This is a genomic window from Rathayibacter sp. AY1A3 (genome assembly GCF_002930975.1).
In the GTDB taxonomy this organism is placed as follows: domain Bacteria; phylum Actinomycetota; class Actinomycetes; order Actinomycetales; family Microbacteriaceae; genus Rathayibacter.
This window is the reverse complement of record NZ_PSTO01000018.1, coordinates 15985-34626: the sequence shown is the minus strand read 5'-3', so window position 1 is coordinate 34626 and position 18642 is coordinate 15985. Positions and strand designations below refer to the sequence as shown.

Sequence of the window (18642 nt, the reverse complement as noted above, 5' to 3'; positions counted from 1 at the left end):
CTACTTGATCAGCGCGGACTGCTCGGCGAGGTCGTTCTCGACCATCATCGCCACGAGCTCGGGGAACGAGACCTTCGGCTCCCAGCCGAGGACGTCCCGCGCCTTCGCCGGGTCGCCGATCAGCAGGTCCACCTCGGCGGGACGCATGAACGCGGGGTTCTGGGTCACGTACGGGGTCCAGTCCTCGATGCCGACGTGGTTGAAGGCGATGTCGAGGTACTCGCGGATCTCGTGGGTCTCGCCGGTCGCGACCACGTAGTCGTCGCCCTCGGGCTGCTGCAGCATGCGCCACATCGCGTCGACGTAGTCGCCGGCGAAGCCCCAGTCGCGCTTCGCGTCGAGGTTCCCGAGCTCCAGCGTCTCCTGGAGGCCGAGCTTGATGCGGGCGACCGCGAGGCTGATCTTGCGGGTGACGAACTCCGGGCCGCGGCGGGGCGACTCGTGGTTGAAGAGGATGCCGGAGGAGGCGTGCATGCCGTACGACTCGCGGTAGTTGATGGTCATGTAGTGGCCGAAGACCTTGGCCACTCCGTAGGGCGAGCGCGGCCAGAGCAGCGTCTCCTCGCTCTGCGGGACCTGCTGGACCTTGCCGAACATCTCGGAGGAGGAGGCCTGGTAGAACTTCACGCGCGACATGTCGGAGCCGGCGTAGAGGCGGGTCGCCTCGAGGATGTTGAGCACGCCCTTGCCGGTCACATCGGTGGTGAGCGACGCGTTCTCCCACGAGTAGGCGACGAACGAGATCGCACCGAGGTTGTAGACCTCGTCGGGCTGGGCGGCGGCGAGCACGCGCACGAGGCTCGACACGTCGGTCAGGTCGCCGGTGAGCAGGGTCACCTCGGGCACGGTGCGGCGGACCAGCTCGTACTTGGGGTTGTTCTGCCCGCGGACGAGCCCGAAGACCTCGTAGCCCTTCGAGAGGAGGAGCTCGGCGAGGTAGAGGCCGTCCTGGCCGGTGATTCCGGTGATCAAAGCGCGGGGCACGTGGTGGTCCAATTCGTCGGGGTCGATGACAGCGGGACACATACTACCCACGGGCACGGCCGGGCGCCGGGAGCGATGCGGCCCGCCGGTATCCTGGCCGGGCTTCGGACCGATTGGACGCCATGCCGGAACTCCGCCCCGTCACGCTCGCCGTGCTCACCGTCGACCCGGGCGGGATGGGCGGCGGCGAGACCTACGCGCGCGCGCTCACGCGCCTCCTGGCGCCGCGGCCGGGGGAGGAGGGGCCCGCCGTGCAGGTGCTCGTCCCCGAGAACGCGCGCGGCTTCAGCGAGGGCGTGCCCGAGGTCGTGGCCGAGGGGGTCGTCAGCGGTGCGGGCCACCGCCGCCGGGCCGTGGGGATGCTCCAGGCGCTCCTGCGCACGCCGCGCCTGCGTCGGCGCCTCGGCCGGGACGCAGTGCTCTACTTCCCGTTCACGGTCCCGCTCCCGTGGCCGTCGCGGCGGCAGGGGCACGTGCAGATGCTGTTCGACCTGCAGCACCGCGACCTCCCGCACCTCTTCCCCCGCGTCGAGCGCGTCTTCCGCCGGCTCGCCTACGAGGCGACCGCTCGCCGCGCCGACGCGGTCATCACCATCAGCGCGTTCACCAAGGGGCGGATCGTCGAGCTGCTGGGCATCCCGGAGGAGCGGATCCACGTGTCGCATCTCGGCGTGGACACCCGGCGCTTCGTCGCGAATCTGGGCACACGCGAGGACTTCGTCTTCTACCCGGCGCGCGCCTGGCCGCACAAGAACCACGCCCGCCTGTTCGAGGCGGTGCGCCTGCTGCGGGAGGAGGGGCACGCCCTCCGCCTCGTGCTGACAGGAGGGGATCTGGACCGCCTCGGCCCGCTGCCGGACTTCGTCGAGTGGCGCGGCCACGTCACTCCGGAGGAGCTCGCCGACCTCTACCGCCGAGCCGCGGTGCTGGCGTTCCCGAGCCTCTACGAGGGCTTCGGCCTCCCGCCCATCGAGGCGATGGCGTCGGGATGCCCGGTCGCCGCGTCCGACGCGGGCTCGCTCCCGGAGATCTGCGGGGACGCCGCGGTCTACGTCGATCCGCTCGAGCCGCGCTCGATCGCGGACGGGATCCTCGAGGCGATCGAGCGGACCGGCGAGCTCGGCCCGCTCGGCGTCGAGCGTGCCCGGTCCTTCAGCTGGGAGCGCTGCCGGGAGGAGCACCTCGCCGTGCTCCGCCAGGTGGCGCGGCGGCGCGGGCGCTGAGGAGTCCGGTCAGTCCCGCGGGTGCAGGAGCCGGCGCCAGCTCAGTCCCTGGGCCGCGCGCATCGCGCAGAGCACCACGAGCAGCCAGCCGGCGTCGAGCAGGATCGAGCTCTCGGCCAGCGCGGTGACCATCAGCACGGTCAGCACCAGCACCGGCCAGACGTGCACGACCGCCTTGCGCTCGGAGGCGATCAGCCAGGAGCGCCAGAGCGCGAGGCCGATCAGCACGACGAAGAGGACCACCCCGACCGCGCCGACCTGCAGGGCCACGTCGAAGAGCGCGTTGAGGCTCGACGAGTGCGGGCGGCCCGAGAGGTAGTCGATGGCGGTGAAGGGGTAGAGGTCGGGCCGCCAGTAGCCCACCCAGCCCCAGCCGACGATCGGAGCGAGGTCCGTGAAGCGCCAGACCTGCTGCCAGAGCCGCAGCCGGAACTCGAACTCGCTGCCCGCGTTCAGCAGCTCGATCACCCGGTAGCGCAGGAGCCACACGGTGAGGGAGGCCGCGGCGGCGACGCCGAGCACCGCGAACTGCCGCCGACGGCGGTGGGTGCCGTCGCCGTGGCGCACCCAGCGCAGAGCGAGGGCGACGACGACGGCCACGGCGAGCACGCCCGCGCTCACGGCGGAGCGCGTGAAGAGGAGGGTGACCGCGGCGAGGGCGATCGAGGCGACGGCCGGCCCGCGGGCGACGGAGCGGGTCATCAGCTCCACCGAGAACGTCACGATCGCCAGCAGGCAGACCAGCCCGAGCTGGTTGCGCGTGCCGACGAGTCCCTGGATCGGCCCGCCGACCGCGAGCAGGCCCTCCACGCCGAGGAAGCGCAGCGGCTGGTCGATCAGCACCCCCGAGAGCACCTCCACGGCCAGCGAGGCGATCAGCACGACCCGCAGCACGTCGCCGACCGAGCGGATGATCTGGATGATGTCGCGCGTGAGGCCGATCGCGATCGCCAGGAACGCCAGGGCGAACTGGTAGACGACGCTCGAGACCGTGGCCCAGGTGTAGTCGCTCCACAGTACGCTGAGCGCGATCCAGCCGAGGAACACCAGGATGCTCGTGGGCAGCAGGCCCTCCCAGTCGAGCCGCCCGCGCCGCAGGACGAGCATGACCGCGGCGAGGGCGGTGAGCGTGGCGACGGCGGCGATGTAGCCGGGCCAGCCGATGAGCCCGCGGACCGCCGGGGCGCAGAGGACGGTGACGAGAGTGGTCTGCGCGAGGGCCGCCGCGAACTGCGGGGACGCCGTCGCGTCGGCGACGGAGGCGGGGAGCGAGGGGCGGCGGGGCCTCATCGCCTCGGGGAGGCGTCAGCGAGGGGGAGCGGGGTCGCGGCGAGGACCTCGGGCGTCTCGGTCGCCGGTCGCTTGGTCTGCACCGCGAAGAGGACGAGGAGCAGCCAGCCTCCCTCGATCAGGATCCGGCTCTCGAACAGCGACTGCGCCAGGAGGGCGACCACGATCAGCAGCGGAGCGAGGCTGACGGCCGTGTAGGGGAGGGTCGAGGTCGCGTCGCGCCGCGGGCGGTCGACCGCGCGGAACCAGGAGCGCCACAGCGTCGAGACGGCGAGCGCCGCGAAGAGGACGAGGCCGACCGCTCCGAGCTGGAGGGCGACGTCGAGCCAGGCGTCGTGGGCCTGCAGGTAGAGCACGCCCTTGCGCTCGGCGAGGGTGTCGAACGGGGCGGCCCAGGGAGCCCAGTAGCTGACCCAGCCCCAGCCGAGGACCGGGCGCTGCAGCGTGAGCGCGATCACCGAGTCCCAGATGTCGAGGCGGCCCGTGGCGTCCTCGCTCTTGCCGAGCAGGCCCAGGAGGGCGCCCCAGCCCGCGGCGCCTCCGGCGACGGCGGCCACCGCCAGCCCCGCGGCGGTCAGGTAGACGGGACGGCGGCGGGACTCGCCCCTCCGGCGAGCCCAGAGCGCGAACGCGGCCGCGAGGACGACGGCGACGAGGCAGAGCAGGACGGTGGCCGAGCGGGTGAGCAGGAGGGTCGCGACGAACAGGGCGACCCAGACCGCTCCCCAGCGGCGCCGGACCGAGTGGGCCGCCAGCTCGATCGCGATCACGATCAGGCCGAGCAGGGCGAGGAAGCCGAGGAGGTTGCGGTTGCCGACGATCCCCTGGACGGGCTCGCCGGTGAAGAGGGCTGCCTGCGACCAGTAGAAGGCGTCGGGCGTCGGTCCGTCGGCGGGAGGCTCGACGCCGAACGGCAGGACGGGCTGCCGCACGACGACCGCGATCACGAGCTCGAAGAGGAGCGAGAGGCCGACGGAGAGGCGCAGGGCCCGTCCGAGAGCCGTGAGCAGTTCCCGGCTGCTCAGCGTGACGGCGAGGACGACGCCGCCGAGCGTCGTCGCGAGCTGCGCCGTGACTCCGATCGCGCTCGCTCCCGGATAGGCGGACCACAGCAGCGAGAGCACCGCGAGCCCGAGGAAGAGGACCAGCGACTTCGGCGTGCGGGCCCAGCGCGGGCGGGGGCGGGCGCGGACGAGCACGGCGATCGAGGCGCCCAGGAGCAGCGCGACGACGACGCCCCAGCCCCACCATCCGGCGAGGTTCCGCAGCGACTGGCCGGCCAGCAGCACGGCCAGCACCGCCACCGCGAGCGCTCGGGGAGCGGCGGGGGCGGCGCGTCGGATCATGGCGACCAGTCTAGGGAGCGGGGGCGGCGCGGCGGCGTGCCGGGCGCGCCGCCGCTCGCTCCCCGGCCGGGGCGTCCCCTCGGGGAGGACGGCTTGGACGGGAGGCTCAGACGAACGCGGCGGTGCCGGTGATCGAGCGGCCGACGATCAGCGTGTTCATCTCGCGGGTGCCCTCGTAGGAGTAGAGGGCCTCCGCGTCGGCGAAGAAGCGGGCGACGCCGTAGTCGAGGACGATGCCGTTGCCGCCCATCACCTCGCGGCACCAGGCGACGGTCTCGCGCATCCGGGCCGTCGCGTAGGCCTTCGCGAGGGCGGAGTGCTCGTCGCGCTGCTCGCCGGCGTCGAGCATCTCGGACACGCGGGTCGCCAGGGCGATGCTGGCCGTGATGTTGCCGATGCTCTTGACCAGGAGGTCCTGCACCAGCTGGTGCCCGACGAGCGGCTTGCCGAACTGCACGCGCTCCTTCGCGTAGCGCAGCGCCGCGTCGTAGGCGCCGATCGCGACGCCGATGGCCTGCCAGGCGACCTCGGCACGGGTGAGCCGGAGCACCTTCGCGGTGTCGCGGAACGAGTTCGCGCCCTGCAGGCGCAGCGACTCCGGGACGCGGACGCCCTCGAGCACGATGTCGGCGTTCTGCACCGTGCGCAGGCTCTGCTTGCGCGCGATGGCGGTGGCGCGGTAGCCCGGTGTCGAGGTGGGGACGAGGAAGCCCTTCACCTGGCCGTCCTCCGCGTCCTTCGCCCAGATCACGGTCACGTCGCTGAAGGTCGCGTTGCCGATCCAGCGCTTCTCGCCTTCGAGGATCCAGTCGTCGCCGTCCCGGCGGGCGGTGGTGCGCAGGCCCTGGGCGGAGTCGGAGCCGGAGTGCGGCTCGGTGAGGCCGAAGGCGCCGACGACCTCGCCCGAGGCGAACTTCGGCAGCCACTCGGCGCGCTGCTCGTCGGAGCCGGCGACGCCGACCGTGCCCATCACCAGGCCGTTCTGCACGCCGACGTAGGTCGCGATGCCCGCGTCCACCCGGCCCAGCTCGAGCGCCACCCAGCCGCGGAACACGGCGGAGTTCTCGATCGCGCGGGTCTCGGGCCAGGAGAGGCCGATGACGCCGGTGGCGTGGATCCCGGGGATCAGCTGCCGCGGGAACTCCGCGCGCTCCCAGTACTCGTCGGCGATCGGCCGCACCTGCTCCTCGAGGAACGCGCGGACGCCGACCAGCAGCTCCTTCTCGGCGGGCGTGAGCGCCGCCTCGAACCCGTAGAAGTCGGCCCCCAGGGTCTCGAAGGTCGTGCTGTCCATGCTCTGTGCTCCCTCGCTCGTCGGATGCGGCACGGCGACCGCTCCGACGGCGACAGTGCTGCGACTCCCAGCGTACGAAGCGCGCCTGCGAGTGCCGCGTCCGCTGGCGGAGAGCACCAACAGGCGGGCCCTCCTCCCGGGCCGGCGTTGTGGATCCTGCTAGCGTCGCAGCGGAGCGGCCCCGGCGCGTCCGGCTGAGCGGCTCGGACCCACCCCTCGGACGGAAGGCCAGCGCTCCCGTGTTCATCCCGATCGGCAACACCCCCCGCGACTACGCCTGGGGCTCGCTCACCGGCATCTCGGAGGCCCTCGGCACCGCGCCCTCCGGCGCCCCCGAGGCCGAGCTCTGGCTCGGCGCGCACCCGGGCTCGCCCGCGCGCATCCTCGACCCCGCCTCGGTCGGCGCCGGCACGCTCGCCGAGTGGATCGGCGAGCACCCCGAGGCGGCGCTCGCCGGAGTGGAGGGGTCGGTCGATCCGGTCTCGGGCGCTCCCCGTCTGCCGTTCCTGCTCAAGATCCTCGCGGCGGGCGGGCCGCTGTCGCTCCAGGCCCACCCCTCGTCCGAGCGGGCCCGGCGCCGGTTCGTCGAGGAGGAGGAGGCCGGCATACCCCGCGACGCCGCCGATCGCAACTACAAGGACCCGTTCCACAAGCCCGAGCTGATCTACGCGCTCAGCGAGACCTTCGACGCGCTCTGCGGCTTCCGTGAGCCGGCGGACGCCCGGGCGCTGCTCGCCGAGCTGGCCGGGCGCGCCCCGGCGGAGGAGGCGGCCGCGATCGCGCGGTTCGCCCGGACGCTCGAGGGCGAGCCCTCGGAGGTCCTCCGCGGCGCCGTGTCGTGGCTGCTCGCCGACGGCGACCGTGCCGAGGTCGCCGCGCTGGTGTCCGCGGTCGTCGCGGCGTCCGCGGGCGACGACCGCCTCGAGACGACCACGGTCCGGGACCTGGCCGAGAGCTACCCGGGCGATCCCGGCATCGTGCTCTCGCTCCTGCTCAACCGCGTCCGCCTCGCCCGCGGCGAGGTGCTCTACCTGCCCGCCGGCAACATCCACGCCTACCTCGCGGGCACGGGCGTGGAGCTGATGGCCGCCTCCGACAATGTGCTGCGCGGGGGCCTCACGCCCAAGCACATCGACGTGCCCGAGCTGGTGAGCGTGCTCGAGTTCTCGCCGCTGCCCGTGCCCTACCTCCCGGCCGAGCAGGCCGGGCCGGGCGTGCGCGTCTACCGTCCGGACGTCCCCGACTTCGTGCTCGCCGTCGTGCAGCCGGCGTCGGAGGAGCCGGCCCGCGTCGCCCTGCACGGGCCCGCCATCGCGGTCGCGACCGAGGGCTCGTTCTCGCTCGAGGGCGCCGAGGGCTCGGTCCGCGTCGAGCGCGGCGGCAGCGTGTTCGTGACCCCGTCGGAGGGCGCTCTCGCCGTCACCGGACGGGGCACGCTCTTCGTCGCGACGGTCTGACCCCTCCAACGACCCGGCCGCTCAGGCGGCGAACGTGCGGCGGTAGGCCGCCGGCGTGGTCCGCAGGACGCGCGTGAAGTGGTGGCGCATCACCGCAGCCGTGCCGAAGCCGACCCGCGCGGCGACCGCCTCGAGGGTCAGCTCCGTCTCCTCCAGCAGCACCTGCGCCCGGAGGAGGCGCTGGCGGGTGAGCCAGGCGAGCGGAGTCGTGCCGAGGTCGGCCCGGAAGCGGCGCGCGAAGGTGCGGGGGGCCATCAGGGCCCGACGGGCCAGCGCCTCGATCGAGAGGTCCTCGTCGAGGTGCTCCAGCATCCACTCGGTGACCTCGGCCAGCGAGTCCGCGCGCGCCTCGGGAACGGGGGTCCGCAGGTACTGCGCCTGCCCGCCGTGGCGCTGCGGGGGCACGACCATCCGCCGGGCGACGACGCTCGCCGCCGTCGCGCCCAGCTCCTCGCGCACCACGTGCAGCGCCGCGTCGATGCCGGCCGCGGTGCCCGCGCTCGTCACGATGCGCCCCTCCTGCACGTAGAGGACCTCCGGGTCCACCGTGACGGAGGGGAAGCGCCGGGCGAGCTCCGCGGCGTGCATCCAGTGGGTGGTCGCGCGCCGGCCGTCGAGCAGGCCCGCCTGCGCCAGGGTGAAGGCCCCGCTGCAGACGCTGAGGATCCGCGCGCCGCGCTCGTGAGCCTCGCGGAGGAGGTCGAGGACCCGCTCGTCGGCGGGCCCGCGGCCGTGGGCGGGGACGGCGATCAGGTCCGCGTCCCGGGCCGCGTCGAGACCATCGGCGATCAGCAGGTCGAATCCGAGGCTCGTCCGGACGCGGCCCGGATCGGGAGTGGCGATCCGGAAGTCGAGGGCGGGCCCTCCGTCAGCGCCGCGGTCGATCCCGAACACCTCGCAGACGACCCCGAACTCGAACGGCGCGAGGCCGGGCAGGGCGAGGAGGGCGACGGAGCGGAGCACGGCGGCAGGATATCGCCACCCGTCGTCATCCGGCCTATCCACGCCGTCGATCCCCGCCGCTAGGGTGTCTTCCGGCGCGCGGAGTCGCGGGCCCGCACCGAGGAGGATCCACATGGCATGGCTGGTCACCGGGGGAGCCGGGTACATCGGGGCGCACGTGGTGCGCGCGTTCTCGGAGCAGGGCATCGACCCCGTCGTCCTCGACGACCTCTCCTCGGGGCACGCGTCGTTCGTGCCCGAGGGCGTCCCGTTCCACCAGGGCTCGATCCTCGACGAGGCCCTGCTCGACCGCGTGCTCGCCGAGCACGACATCGAGGGCGTCGTCCACGTCGCCGGGTTCAAGTACGCCGGAGTCTCGGTGCAGCGCCCTCTGCACACCTACGAGCAGAACGTCACCGGCACCATGCGCGTGCTGGCGGCGATGGAGCGCGCCGGGGTCTCCTCGATCGTCTTCTCCTCGAGCGCTGCCGTCTACGGCGCGGTCGACGTCGAGATCGTCACCGAGGACACCCCCAAGAGCCCGGAGTCGCCCTACGGCGAGTCGAAGCTGATCGGCGAGTGGCTGCTCGCGGACGCGGGGCGGGCGCACGGCGTCAGGCACGCCTCCCTGCGCTACTTCAACGTCGTCGGGTCCGGCTACCCGGACGTCTACGACACCAGCCCCCACAATCTCTTCCCCCTCGTCTTCGAGGCGCTGCTGGACGGCCGCACGCCCCGGATCAACGGCGACGACTACCCGACGCCGGACGGCACCTGCGTCCGCGACTACATCCACGTCGCCGACCTGGCGCTCGCGCACGTCGCCGCGGCGCGCCGCCTGGCCGCCGGCGAGCCGATCGACCCGGTCTACAACCTGGGCAGCGGATCCGGGGCCTCCGTCGGGGAGATCATGCGCGCGATCGCCGACAGCACCGGCATCGCCTTCACGCCCGAGGTCGCCCCGCGGCGGCCGGGCGACCCGCCCCGCATCGTCGCCTCCGGCGCGACAGCGGCCCGCGACCTGGGCTGGGAGATGCGGCACACGGTCGCCGAGATGGTGGAGAGCGCCTGGCGCGCACGGAGCGCCGCGACCGCCTGACCGGATCTCACGTTCGCGACACGCCGGTGTGTCGTGAACCCTCCACGGCGGGTTGAGGGTTTATGGTCCGCGACTTGACCTGAGCGAATGACACCGCTGTAATTACCTAGGCAGCGGCTCCGGGAGGAGCGGCCGCCGATCATCGGTTCGCAGGCGGGGTAGGAGACGGCATGACGCTTCCGGAACAGCACTCCGGAGTCCCCGAGGACTGGTTCGTCGATCCGGTCCGTCTGGGCGTGCCCGGGGTCCGACCCGGTATCGACACCGCGACCGAGGCGCCGGGGGGCGCGCTCTCCTGGCAGGTCGACTCGCTGTGCGCGCAGACCGACCCCGAGGCCTTCTTCCCCGAGAAGGGCGGCTCGACCCGCGACGCCAAGAAGATCTGCACCTCGTGCGAGGTCCGGGCGCAGTGCCTCGAGTACGCGCTCGAGAACGACGAGCGCTTCGGCATCTGGGGCGGCCTCTCCGAGCGCGAGCGCCGGAAGCTGCGCCGCCGGGCCTAGTCCCCTCCTCGCCGCGACCCGACCGACGGGGCGGCGAGCCGCAGGCGGGCGGCGCGGCGGCATCGCTTAGGGTGGTCCGCGATGTATCCACGAGTCACCGCCGTCCTCGTCGCGCGCAACGGCGCGGCCTATCTGGAACGAACCCTCGCGGCCCTGCGGGCGCAGACCCGTCAGCCCGACGCGACGGTGTTCGTCGACGGAGGCTCGAAGGACACGACCGACGAGCTCCTCGCGTCCTGGGGTCCGACGCAGCTCGTGCAGGTCGCCGAGCACCTTCCCTTCGGCCAGGCCGTGGCCCGCGCTGTCCGCGTGATGCAGCCGCCGGCCGGAGAGGACGAGTGGCTGTGGCTGCTCGCGCAGGACTCCGCCCCCGAGCCCGGCGCCCTCGCGGCGCTGCTGGGAGCCGTCGAGGTCGCCCCCTCCGTCGCCGTAGCCGGTCCCAAGATCATGGACTGGACGCGCTCCGGCTACATCCGCAGCTACGGCGAGTCGATCACCAAGCACGGCACGACCGTCCACCTCGTCGAGGACGAGCTCGACCAGGGCCAGCACGACTCCACGCCCGACGTCCTGGCCGTCGCCGCCGGCGGCATGCTCGTGCGCCACTCCCTCTGGGAGGAGCTCGGCGGCTTCGACCCCGGCCTGCCGGTCGTCGACGACGCGCTCGACTTCTCGATCCGCACCCGGCTCGCCGGGCACAGGGTCAGCCGCGTGCCGGACGCCCGCGTCACCACCGCCCGCATCGGGCTGCAGCGCCCCGACGGCCGCCGCATCGACAGCGGGGAGCGGCGCCGCGCGCGCCAGCACCGCACCGCGCAGCTGCACCGCCGGCTCGCCTACGCGCCCGTCGCGCTCCTCCTCCTGCACTGGCTCTCGCTCGTCCCCCTGGCTATCGGCCGCGCAGTCGTGCGCCTGCTGCGCAAGCAGCCCGGGCTGGTCGGAGGGGAGCTGCTGGCGGCCCTCGTCGTCGCCTTCGGGGGGACGAAGGTGCTGCGGGCCCGCACCGTTCTCCGCTCGTCGAAGAACGTGGGCTGGAAGGCCGTCGCGCCGCTGCGCATCCCGCTGGACGTGGTGCGGCAGCTGCGCTCGGTGCGCCACGACGCCGTGCGCGTGCAGGCCGGGCGGGACCGCCATCCGCTGCACTTCTTCCAGGGCGGGGGAGTGTGGGTCGTCCTCGTCGCCGCGCTCGCCGGCCTGGTGATCTACACGCCGCTCCTCGCTGCTCCCGCGCTCAGCGGCGGCGGTCTGCTGACGCTCTCGCCGACCGTCGGCGAGCTGTGGCGCAACGCGGCCTACGGCTGGCGCGACCTCGGTTCGGGGTTCATCGGCGCGGCGGACCCGTTCGCCGCCGTCCTCGCCGTGCTCGGCTCGCTGACCTTCTGGTCGCCCAGCTACTCGATGGTGCTGCTCTACCTCGTCGCGCTCCCCGCTGCCGCCCTCGGCGCCTGGCTGATGATCGCCCGGCTCACCCCGCGCGCGACCGCCCGCGCCGCCGGAGCCCTCGTCTACATCCTCGCTCCCGCCTTCTTCGCCGCGCAGGCCGACGGGCGCCCCGCCCCGCTACTGGTGCACGTGCTGCTTCCCTGGCTCTTCTTCGCCGGGTTCGGCGCGTACCGCTCCTGGTCCGCCTCCGCGAGCGCCTCGATCCTGGCTGCGGCCGTCGTCGCGTGCGCGCCGGTGCTGGCCGTGCCGCTCCTGGTGATCTGGCTCGTCGTCGTCGCCACCTCGGGGCGGCGGATCGGCCGCTTCCTCGGCCTGCCGATCCCCGCGGCCGTCCTCCTCTTCCCGCTGGTGGTCGCCCGCGCACCGCGGGGCGACTGGCTCGGCGTCCTCGCGGATCCGGGCGTCCCGCTGCCCTCCGCGCAGTCGGACCTCGTCGCGCTGCTCGCCGGCTTCCCGGCCGGTCTGCCCGACGGATGGCTCGCGTTCCTCGGCGGTCTGGGGATCGGCGCCTCCGCCGCCCCGCTGGTCACGGCCGTGCTCGTCGTGCCGCTGATCGTCGCAGCGCTGGCCGCCCTCCTCCTCCCGAACAACCTCTCGGCCCTCGGCGGCGTCGGCGTCGCGGCGGCGGGTCTCGTGACCGCCTCGCTCGCCCAGGGCGTGCAGGTCGCGACCACCGGCTCCGAGGCGGTCTCCGTCTGGAGCGGCACCGGTCTCAGCCTCTACTGGCTCGGCCTGGTGATCGGCGCGTCGCTCTCGCTCGCCGCCGTGCGCTCGGTGCGCGTGGTGCCGGCGCTCGTCGTCACGGCCGCGGCGGCAGCACTGGTCGGTCCGCTCGTGGTGGCCTTCCCGACCGGCGCCGGCACGTCGGTGTCGACCACGTCGGACCGCTCGCTCCCCGCCTACGTGGCGGCCGAGGCCCGGAACGACCCGCGGGTGGGCACGATCGTGCTCGTCCCGCAGGCGGACGGCGGCGTCCTCGCCCGGCTGGAGCGCGGAGCGGGCGCGACCCTCGACCAGCAGTCGACCCTCGCGAACACCGGCGCCGAGAGCACGGACGCGATCGACGAGCTGGCGGGCAACCTCGTCTCGCGGACAGGCTACGACGTCCCCTCCGCGCTCGAGAGCCTCGGCGTGCGCTTCGTCGTGCTGACCGAGCCGGCCGGCACCCAGGTCGGCGACGCGGCCGCCGCCGTGCGCGCGCGGGCGGCCGTCTCCCTCGACGGCAACGCGGCGTTCTCGGCCGTCGGCGACACCCGCTACGGGCTCCTCTGGACGGCCGTCGACACGGAGGGGACCCGCACCGAGGCCGCTCCGTCCGGCGTGGTCGGACCCTTCGGGATCGCCTACACGATCGCCCTCCTCCTCGTCTTCGTCGTCGCCCTCCTGCTGGCGGTGCCCACCGGGCTCTCCCTCGAGCGGGGCCGCTCCAGCGGCGCGGTCGCCGGGATCGACGACGAGCCGGGCGAGGCCACCGGCCAGTTCGACGACGGGAACGACGATGTCTGACCCCGCCGACCAGGAGAAGCAGATGCCCGAGTCCTCCGCCCGCCGCTCCCGCGCGGAGCGCCGCGCCGATCGCTCCGTGGCCTCGACGCCCGATCGCGCACCCTCGGCCGCCCGTCGGCGCCGGACGGCCCTGCGCGGTGCGGTGGGCGCGGCCGGAGTCGTGATCGTCGCGGCCGCCGTGGTCGTGCCCCAGCTCCTCCCGTCCCCCCTGGTCTCGAGCGCCGCGGAGGGCGTCGTCGTGACGCCCGTCGCGGCCGACAGCTCGCTGGTCTGCGGCGGCGATCTGATCGACGCCGGAGAGCCGGAGCAGCTGCGCGCCCTCTTCGGCGCGGCGACCGCGGTCCGGCCCGAGGGCTCCACCTCGGACCCCACGGTCCTCGACGAGGACGACGTCGCCGCACCGGACACCGGCATCACCGGTCTGAGCGTGCCCGCGGGCTCCGACCCCGCTCCCGGCGGAGCCACCGTCCAGGCCATCGGCACGGACACCCTCTCCGGACTGTCGGCCCGCGCCTGCGCCGAGCCCTCGGCCGACAGCTGGCTCGTGGCCGGCTCGACCGACGTCGGGCGCACCTCCGTGCTGATCCTGGCGAACCCGAGCGAGGTCGCCTCCACCGTCGACCTCACGCTCTTCTCCGAGACCGGCACCGTCCAGGCCACTGGCGCCACGGGCATCGTCGTTCCGGCCGGAGCGGTCCGCGCCCTCCCGCTCGCGGGGCTCGCCCCCGGGGTCGTCCAGCCCGTCGTGCACGTGACCGCACGGGGCGGCGAGGTCGCCGCGAGCATGCAGAGCAGCGCCATCTCCGGGCTCACCCCGGAGGGCGTCGAGACCACCGGCCCCTCCGCCGGCCCGGACACGCTCGCCGTGATCGCCGGCTTCACCGTCACGTCGCCTCCGGCCGAGACCGCGAGCGACGACGGCAGCGGTGGCGCGGGCAGCCCCGTGCTGCGCATCCTCACCCCCGGCGACGCCGACAGCACGGTCTCGGTCGAGGTCACCAACGAGGACCCGAGCGGGTCGGGCGCCTCCACCCAGGTCGTCGTCCCCGCCGGCCTCGTCGGCGAGGTCCCGCTCACGGGCCTGGCGGACGGCTCCTACCGCATCGTCCTGCGGGCCGATCAGCCGATCGTCGCGGCGGGGCGGACGACCTCGACCGGCTCGGCCGGCACGGACTTCGCCTGGTTCGCCTCCGGCACCGCGACCACGACGCCCTTCGGCGTCGCCGGCACGGGCGAGGGCGACGCGCGACTGCACCTGGTCAACGGCAGCGACTCGACCGCCTCGGTCGAGATCGAGGCCCCGGGCGGCACCCGCACGCTCGAGCTCGGCCCGTTCGCGGCTCTCGCGACCCCGCTGGACGGCGACGGCGCGGTCGTCAGCAGCACTCAGCCGGTGCAGGCCTCGGTCTCGATCGCGCGCGACGGGCGGATCGCCTCGTACACGATCGTCCCGCCGGGACCGCTCTCCTCGCCGATCACGGTCTACTCGCACTGAGACGCGGGGCGGCGGCGCCTCGGCCGTGCCGGCGCCTCAGCGGTCCCGGCGCCTCAGAGCTGCCGGCGCCTCAGGGGTGCCGGTAGCGGTCCGGGGAGATGTCCCACGGGTCGCGGCCGAGCAGCTCCGCGACGGCGCGGAACACGTAGCTCTCGATCAGCATGCGCTGGTGCCACTCGTCGCGGCGGTGTAGCTTCGCCAGGCGCTCGATCGGCACACGGTAGAGCGTGATGCGGCGCGCGGCGTGGTCGACGCGCCACCGCGCGATGCCCGTGCCCTGCAGCCGGTCGGGGTCGACGTCGGGAGTCGCCGCGACGTCGACGCGGATGCCGGCGAGCTCCTCCGGCCAGGTGCCGCGGAGGTAGTCGAAGGCCGAGCCGATCGTCGCCTCGAAGAAGTCGGAGCGGGTCTGCAGCAGGGGGAGGTGCGGACCGGTGATCGGCCCTCGTGCGCCGCGGCCGTGCCGGTCGCGGGAGCCTCCGCGCGACCCGCTCGTCGGGCGAGCGGCGGAACGACGAGCACGGGGCATGGCTCCAGCCTATTGCTACTGTGGGCGGCGATGACCGGACGGCACTGCTCGCGGACGGGCTGCCGCGCGCAGGCCGTCGTCACGCTGACCTACGACTACCGCGACTCGCTGGTGGCGGTCGGGCCGCTGAGTCCTGCGCCGGATCCGCACGGCTACGACCTCTGCGCCGAGCACGACCGGCGGCTCCTCGTCCCGCGCGGCTGGGAGACCGTCCGCTACGGCGCGGGGCCCGCCTAGGCCGCTGCCGCGCGCGTCAGGGCCGCTCGGGGAAGCCGCGCGGAGTGCTCGAGAGCACGGGGGCCAGCCGCTCGAGCCGCTGGTCGGACAGGAGCAGGGCGCGCTCCTCCCGTGCCCGGCGGAGTGCGGCCACGGCGAGGAGGAAGTCCTCCGCGGGCGCGGCGGGCAGCGGGGAGACGTGGACGGCGGTCTCGTCGGCCAGCGCGGCGGCGAGCTGCGAGCGCGAGGGCTCCGTCATGCCGTGGCGCTGGCGGAGGAACTGCGCCAGTCGGCGCGCCAGGGCGTCGGGGAGGCGCGCGGTGTCCGCCGTGACGGCCCAGCCCCGCAGCGGCTCCGGGATCTCGACGACCAGCGGCTCCGCGCGGGGAACGCGCTCGAGCTGGCTGTGCGTGCCCGCGAGGACGTCGCCGAGACGGCGCGATCGGCGCGAGAGGAGGCCGACGACCGCGGCGAGCCCGCCGAAGGTCATCAGGATCTCGAGGACGCCGGTGAGGCCGCGCACGAGGGCGTGCCGGAAGCCGATGGAACCGCCGTCGTCGCGGACGACGCGAGCGCCGACGGTGAGCTTCCCGAGCGAGCGGCCGCGACTGGCCGTCTCGACGGTGACCGGCACGATCACCACGGCGATGACGAGGGCCGCGATCGCCACGGCGGCCGAGGCGGCGGGGTCCAGGCCGCCGTCCCCGGAGAGGGAGGAGACCAGCAGGAACAGGCCCAGCGCGAGCAGGAGCTCCGCGATCAGGTCGATGATCGCGCCGACCGCGCGGAGCACGAACGAGGTGACGGGCACCTCGAGCGCGATCGCCTCGCCGGTGATCAGGTCGGCGTCGTCGAACTCGGTGCGCTGCTCCTCCACGGTGCTCCTCCCGGATGCTCGGCCTCGGCGGCGTGCCTGGCTATCCTGTCAGGAGATGGACATCGACGCTCTCTCGGCCGCCCGCACTGCGCAGTGGACCCGCCTCGACGAGCTCTCGCGCAGGCGCCGCCTGACCGGAGCCGAGGCGGACGAGCTGATCGAGCGCTACCAGGCGGCATCCGCGGACCTCGCCACGATCTCCTCCACCGCCGGATCGACGGCCGTCGGCACTCGGCTCGCCGTCTCGCTCTCGCGGGCTCGGGGACGCCTGACCGGCACGCGAGACGAGCCGCTCGCCGCGGTCTCCCGCTTCGTCGTCCTCTCGCTCCCGGCCGCTCTGCACCGGCTGCGCTGGCTGACGCTCGCCGTCGCCCTCGCGACCGCGGTGGTGGCGACGCTCTACGCGCTCTGGATCCTCGGCGACCCGCGCCTGCTCGCCGCGCTGGGCGACGACGAGGAGCTGCGGCGCTTCGCCCGAGGCGACTTCATCGACTACTACTCCGAGAACCCCGCCGCCTCGTTCGCCGGGCAGGTCTGGACCAACAACGCCTGGATCGCGGCGCAGTGCGTGGCCTTCGGGATCGTCGGCGTCTACGTGCCGTACATCCTGCTGCAGAACGCGCAGAACCTCGGAACGTCGATCGCGGTGATGTTCCATGTGGGGGAGGGCGACACGTTCTTCCTCTACATCGCGCCGCACGGACAGCTCGAGCTGACGGCCGTGTTCGTCGCCGCGGCCGCGGGCCTGCGGATCTTCTGGGCCTGGATCGCTCCCGGCGCGCGCACCCGCGGCCAGGCGCTCGCCGAGGACGCGCGGAGCCTGTTCACGGTGGCGATCGGCCTGGTCTTCGTGCTGCTCGTCTCGGGCGTGATCGAGGGGTTCGTCACTCCGGCACCCTGGCCCTGGTGGCTCAAGATCGGGATCGGGGCGCTCGCCCTCGGCGCGTTCCTCTTCTACATGATCGTCGTCGGCGGGCGCGCGGTGCGGGCGGGGGAGACGGGCGACCTCGACCGGTTCGAGGCCGGGTCGCGGAGCATCGCGGCCGGCTGAGCCGAGCCGGACGAGCGCGGCCGTCGGAGCGGGGCCGTCGATCAGCGCTCCCGGGACCGACGACGGCCCCTCTCGCAGGTCAGAGCCGTCCGGCCGCCTTGAGCGCGAGGTAGCGGTCCGCGAGCGCCGGCGGGAGAGCGGAGGGGCTGCCGAGCACGACGTCCCCGCCGAGACGGCGGACGGCGGCCGAGAGCCGGTCGACGTCCGCGAGCGAGCGCTCCGCGGCGGCGGCGGAGTAGACCGCGGCCCGGTCGCTCCGGTCCTCCGCCATCCGCTGCAGCTCGGGGTCGAGCGCGCAGGCGACCACGACCGTGTGCACGCGGGTGAGCTGCGGGAGCACCGCGAGGAGCCCCTCCGCCGAGCCGACCGAGTCGAGCGCGGTGAGGAGCACCACCAGCGAGCGCTGGGAGGCCAGGGTGCGCACCTGCGCGGGCACCGCCGCCCAGTCGGTCTCGATGAGCTGGGGCTGCACGGGGGCGAGGGCGTCCACGACGCGGGTCAGCACCTCCGTGCCGGTGGCGCCGTGCACGCGGGCTCGCCGGGTGCGGTCGAACGCGAGCACGTCGACCCGGTCGCCGGCCGAGGCCGCGAGGGCCGCCAGGAGGAGCGACGCCTCGATCGCCGTGTCCAGGCGCGGCTCGTCCTCGATCCGTGCGGCGGACGTGCGGCCCGTGTCGAGCACGACGATCACGCGCCGGTCGCGCTCCGGGCGCCAGGTGCGGACGACCGGCTCCCGGCGCCGCGCGGTCGCCCGCCAGTCGAGCGAGCGGACGTCGTCGCCGCGGACGTACTCGCGCAGGCTGTCGAACTCCGTTCCCTGCCCGCGGATCATCACGCTGGTCCGCCCCTCCAGCTCACGCAGCCGCGCCAGGCGCGAGGGCAGGTGGCGACGGGAGCGGAAGGCGGGCAGCACCCGGACGACGGCCGGCGCGGCCCGCGTCGCCTGGCGGCCGGCCAGCCCGAGCGGCCCGCGGGAGCGGATGGTGACGTGGAGTGCCCGGCGCTCGCCGCGGCGGATCGGCTCCAGGACCGTGGTCACCGCGCGGCGCTCGCCCGGCGGCAGACGCAGGGACGACCGGGTCTCGAGGGCGCCGGCCGAGGGCTCCCAGGCGTCGCGGAGGACCCCCGTGATCCTCCTGCGGCCGGTGCTCGTGACCAGGAGGGTCGCCTCGGCCCTCTCGCCGAGCCGCACCCGGTCCGGCACCCGCCGCTCGAGCACCACGGCCCGGGGCGAGCCCGCGACCGCGACGTCGATCCCGACGAGGACCGCCCAGGCCAGGAGCCAGACGCCGAGCACGGCGAAGGCGACCTCGGGGCGGCCGCCCAGGAGGACGACCGGCACCAGGCCGACGAGGAGGACGAGGACGCTGCGTCCGGTGAGGTGCAC

At 74.3% G+C, this 18642-nt stretch carries 16 protein-coding genes; 8 read left to right on the top strand and 8 right to left on the bottom strand.

What is annotated here, in order from left to right; all coding sequences use genetic code 11:
- Positions 1-984, bottom strand: a complete 984-nt coding sequence (locus C5C10_RS10135) for a GDP-mannose 4,6-dehydratase (protein WP_104275317.1) — start codon at positions 982-984, stop codon at positions 1-3.
- Between the two features lie 122 nt (positions 985-1106).
- Between C5C10_RS10135 and C5C10_RS10130 the strand changes: the two genes are divergently transcribed.
- Entirely contained in the window at positions 1107-2207 is a 1101-nt protein-coding gene (locus tag C5C10_RS10130) for a glycosyltransferase family 1 protein (RefSeq protein ID WP_104246673.1), read from the top strand.
- Between the two features lie 9 nt (positions 2208-2216).
- On the opposite strand, the gene C5C10_RS10125 is transcribed toward C5C10_RS10130, so the two are convergent.
- The 3 genes from C5C10_RS10125 to C5C10_RS10115 form a co-directional block, all read right to left on the bottom strand.
- Positions 2217-3497, bottom strand: a complete 1281-nt coding sequence (locus C5C10_RS10125) for an O-antigen ligase (protein ID WP_104325375.1) — start codon at positions 3495-3497, stop codon at positions 2217-2219.
- Positions 3494-4843 carry an O-antigen ligase gene (locus tag C5C10_RS10120; RefSeq protein ID WP_104283357.1) on the bottom strand — a complete coding sequence of 450 codons (1350 nt, stop codon included), beginning with the start codon at positions 4841-4843 and terminating at the stop codon, positions 3494-3496. The genes C5C10_RS10125 and C5C10_RS10120 overlap by 4 nt, the downstream gene beginning before the upstream one ends.
- Positions 4844-4949: 106 nt before the next feature.
- A complete protein-coding gene (locus C5C10_RS10115; protein WP_104329161.1) occupies positions 4950-6137 on the bottom strand; it encodes an acyl-CoA dehydrogenase family protein in 1188 nt (395 codons plus the stop codon).
- 239 nt (positions 6138-6376) lie between these two features.
- Here C5C10_RS10115 and manA point away from each other — a divergent pair, with 239 nt between their 5' ends.
- Positions 6377-7594, top strand: coding sequence for a mannose-6-phosphate isomerase, class I (manA, locus tag C5C10_RS10110; RefSeq protein ID WP_104329160.1), 1218 nt, complete (start codon positions 6377-6379; stop codon positions 7592-7594).
- 21 nt (positions 7595-7615) lie between these two features.
- On the opposite strand, the gene C5C10_RS10105 is transcribed toward manA, so the two are convergent.
- Positions 7616-8557: a GlxA family transcriptional regulator gene (locus C5C10_RS10105; RefSeq protein WP_104329159.1), complete on the bottom strand. Its 942-nt coding sequence runs from the start codon at positions 8555-8557 to the stop codon at positions 7616-7618.
- A 112-nt stretch (positions 8558-8669) separates the two neighbouring features.
- Here C5C10_RS10105 and galE point away from each other — a divergent pair, with 112 nt between their 5' ends.
- The 4 genes from galE to C5C10_RS10085 all read left to right on the top strand — a co-directional run bounded on the left by galE (position 8670) and on the right by C5C10_RS10085 (position 14582).
- Complete coding sequence (gene galE, locus C5C10_RS10100) at positions 8670-9635, top strand: UDP-glucose 4-epimerase GalE (RefSeq protein ID WP_104232806.1); 966 nt, start codon at positions 8670-8672, stop codon at positions 9633-9635.
- A 170-nt stretch (positions 9636-9805) separates the two neighbouring features.
- Positions 9806-10138, top strand: a complete 333-nt coding sequence (locus C5C10_RS10095) for a WhiB family transcriptional regulator (RefSeq protein ID WP_104224145.1) — start codon at positions 9806-9808, stop codon at positions 10136-10138.
- An 81-nt stretch (positions 10139-10219) separates the two neighbouring features.
- Entirely contained in the window at positions 10220-13087 is a 2868-nt protein-coding gene (locus tag C5C10_RS10090) for a glycosyltransferase family 2 protein (RefSeq protein WP_104329158.1), read from the top strand.
- Positions 13080-14582 carry a DUF5719 family protein gene (locus tag C5C10_RS10085; RefSeq protein ID WP_146082151.1) on the top strand — a complete coding sequence of 501 codons (1503 nt, stop codon included), beginning with the start codon at positions 13080-13082 and terminating at the stop codon, positions 14580-14582. Before C5C10_RS10090 ends, C5C10_RS10085 begins: the two co-directional genes overlap by 8 nt.
- A gap of 70 nt (positions 14583-14652) precedes the next feature.
- Here C5C10_RS10085 and C5C10_RS10080 read toward each other — a convergent pair whose 3' ends face one another.
- Positions 14653-15111, bottom strand: coding sequence for a metallopeptidase family protein (locus C5C10_RS10080; RefSeq protein ID WP_104224142.1), 459 nt, complete (start codon positions 15109-15111; stop codon positions 14653-14655).
- 30 nt (positions 15112-15141) lie between these two features.
- Between C5C10_RS10080 and C5C10_RS10075 the strand changes: the two genes are divergently transcribed.
- A complete protein-coding gene (locus tag C5C10_RS10075; RefSeq protein WP_104224141.1) occupies positions 15142-15348 on the top strand; it encodes a DUF3499 family protein in 207 nt (68 codons plus the stop codon).
- Between the two features lie 16 nt (positions 15349-15364).
- Here the strand turns inward: C5C10_RS10075 and C5C10_RS10070 are convergent, their stop codons facing one another.
- Entirely contained in the window at positions 15365-16204 is an 840-nt protein-coding gene (locus tag C5C10_RS10070; protein WP_244230605.1) for an RDD family protein, read from the bottom strand.
- A gap of 55 nt (positions 16205-16259) precedes the next feature.
- Here C5C10_RS10070 and C5C10_RS10065 point away from each other — a divergent pair, with 55 nt between their 5' ends.
- Positions 16260-17255, top strand: a complete 996-nt coding sequence (locus C5C10_RS10065; protein WP_104224139.1) for a stage II sporulation protein M — start codon at positions 16260-16262, stop codon at positions 17253-17255.
- 79 nt (positions 17256-17334) lie between these two features.
- Here C5C10_RS10065 and C5C10_RS10060 read toward each other — a convergent pair whose 3' ends face one another.
- The gene (locus C5C10_RS10060) at positions 17335-18642 is read right to left on the bottom strand and encodes a DUF58 domain-containing protein (RefSeq protein ID WP_104329156.1); all 1308 of its coding nucleotides are present in this window, start codon (positions 18640-18642) and stop codon (positions 17335-17337) included.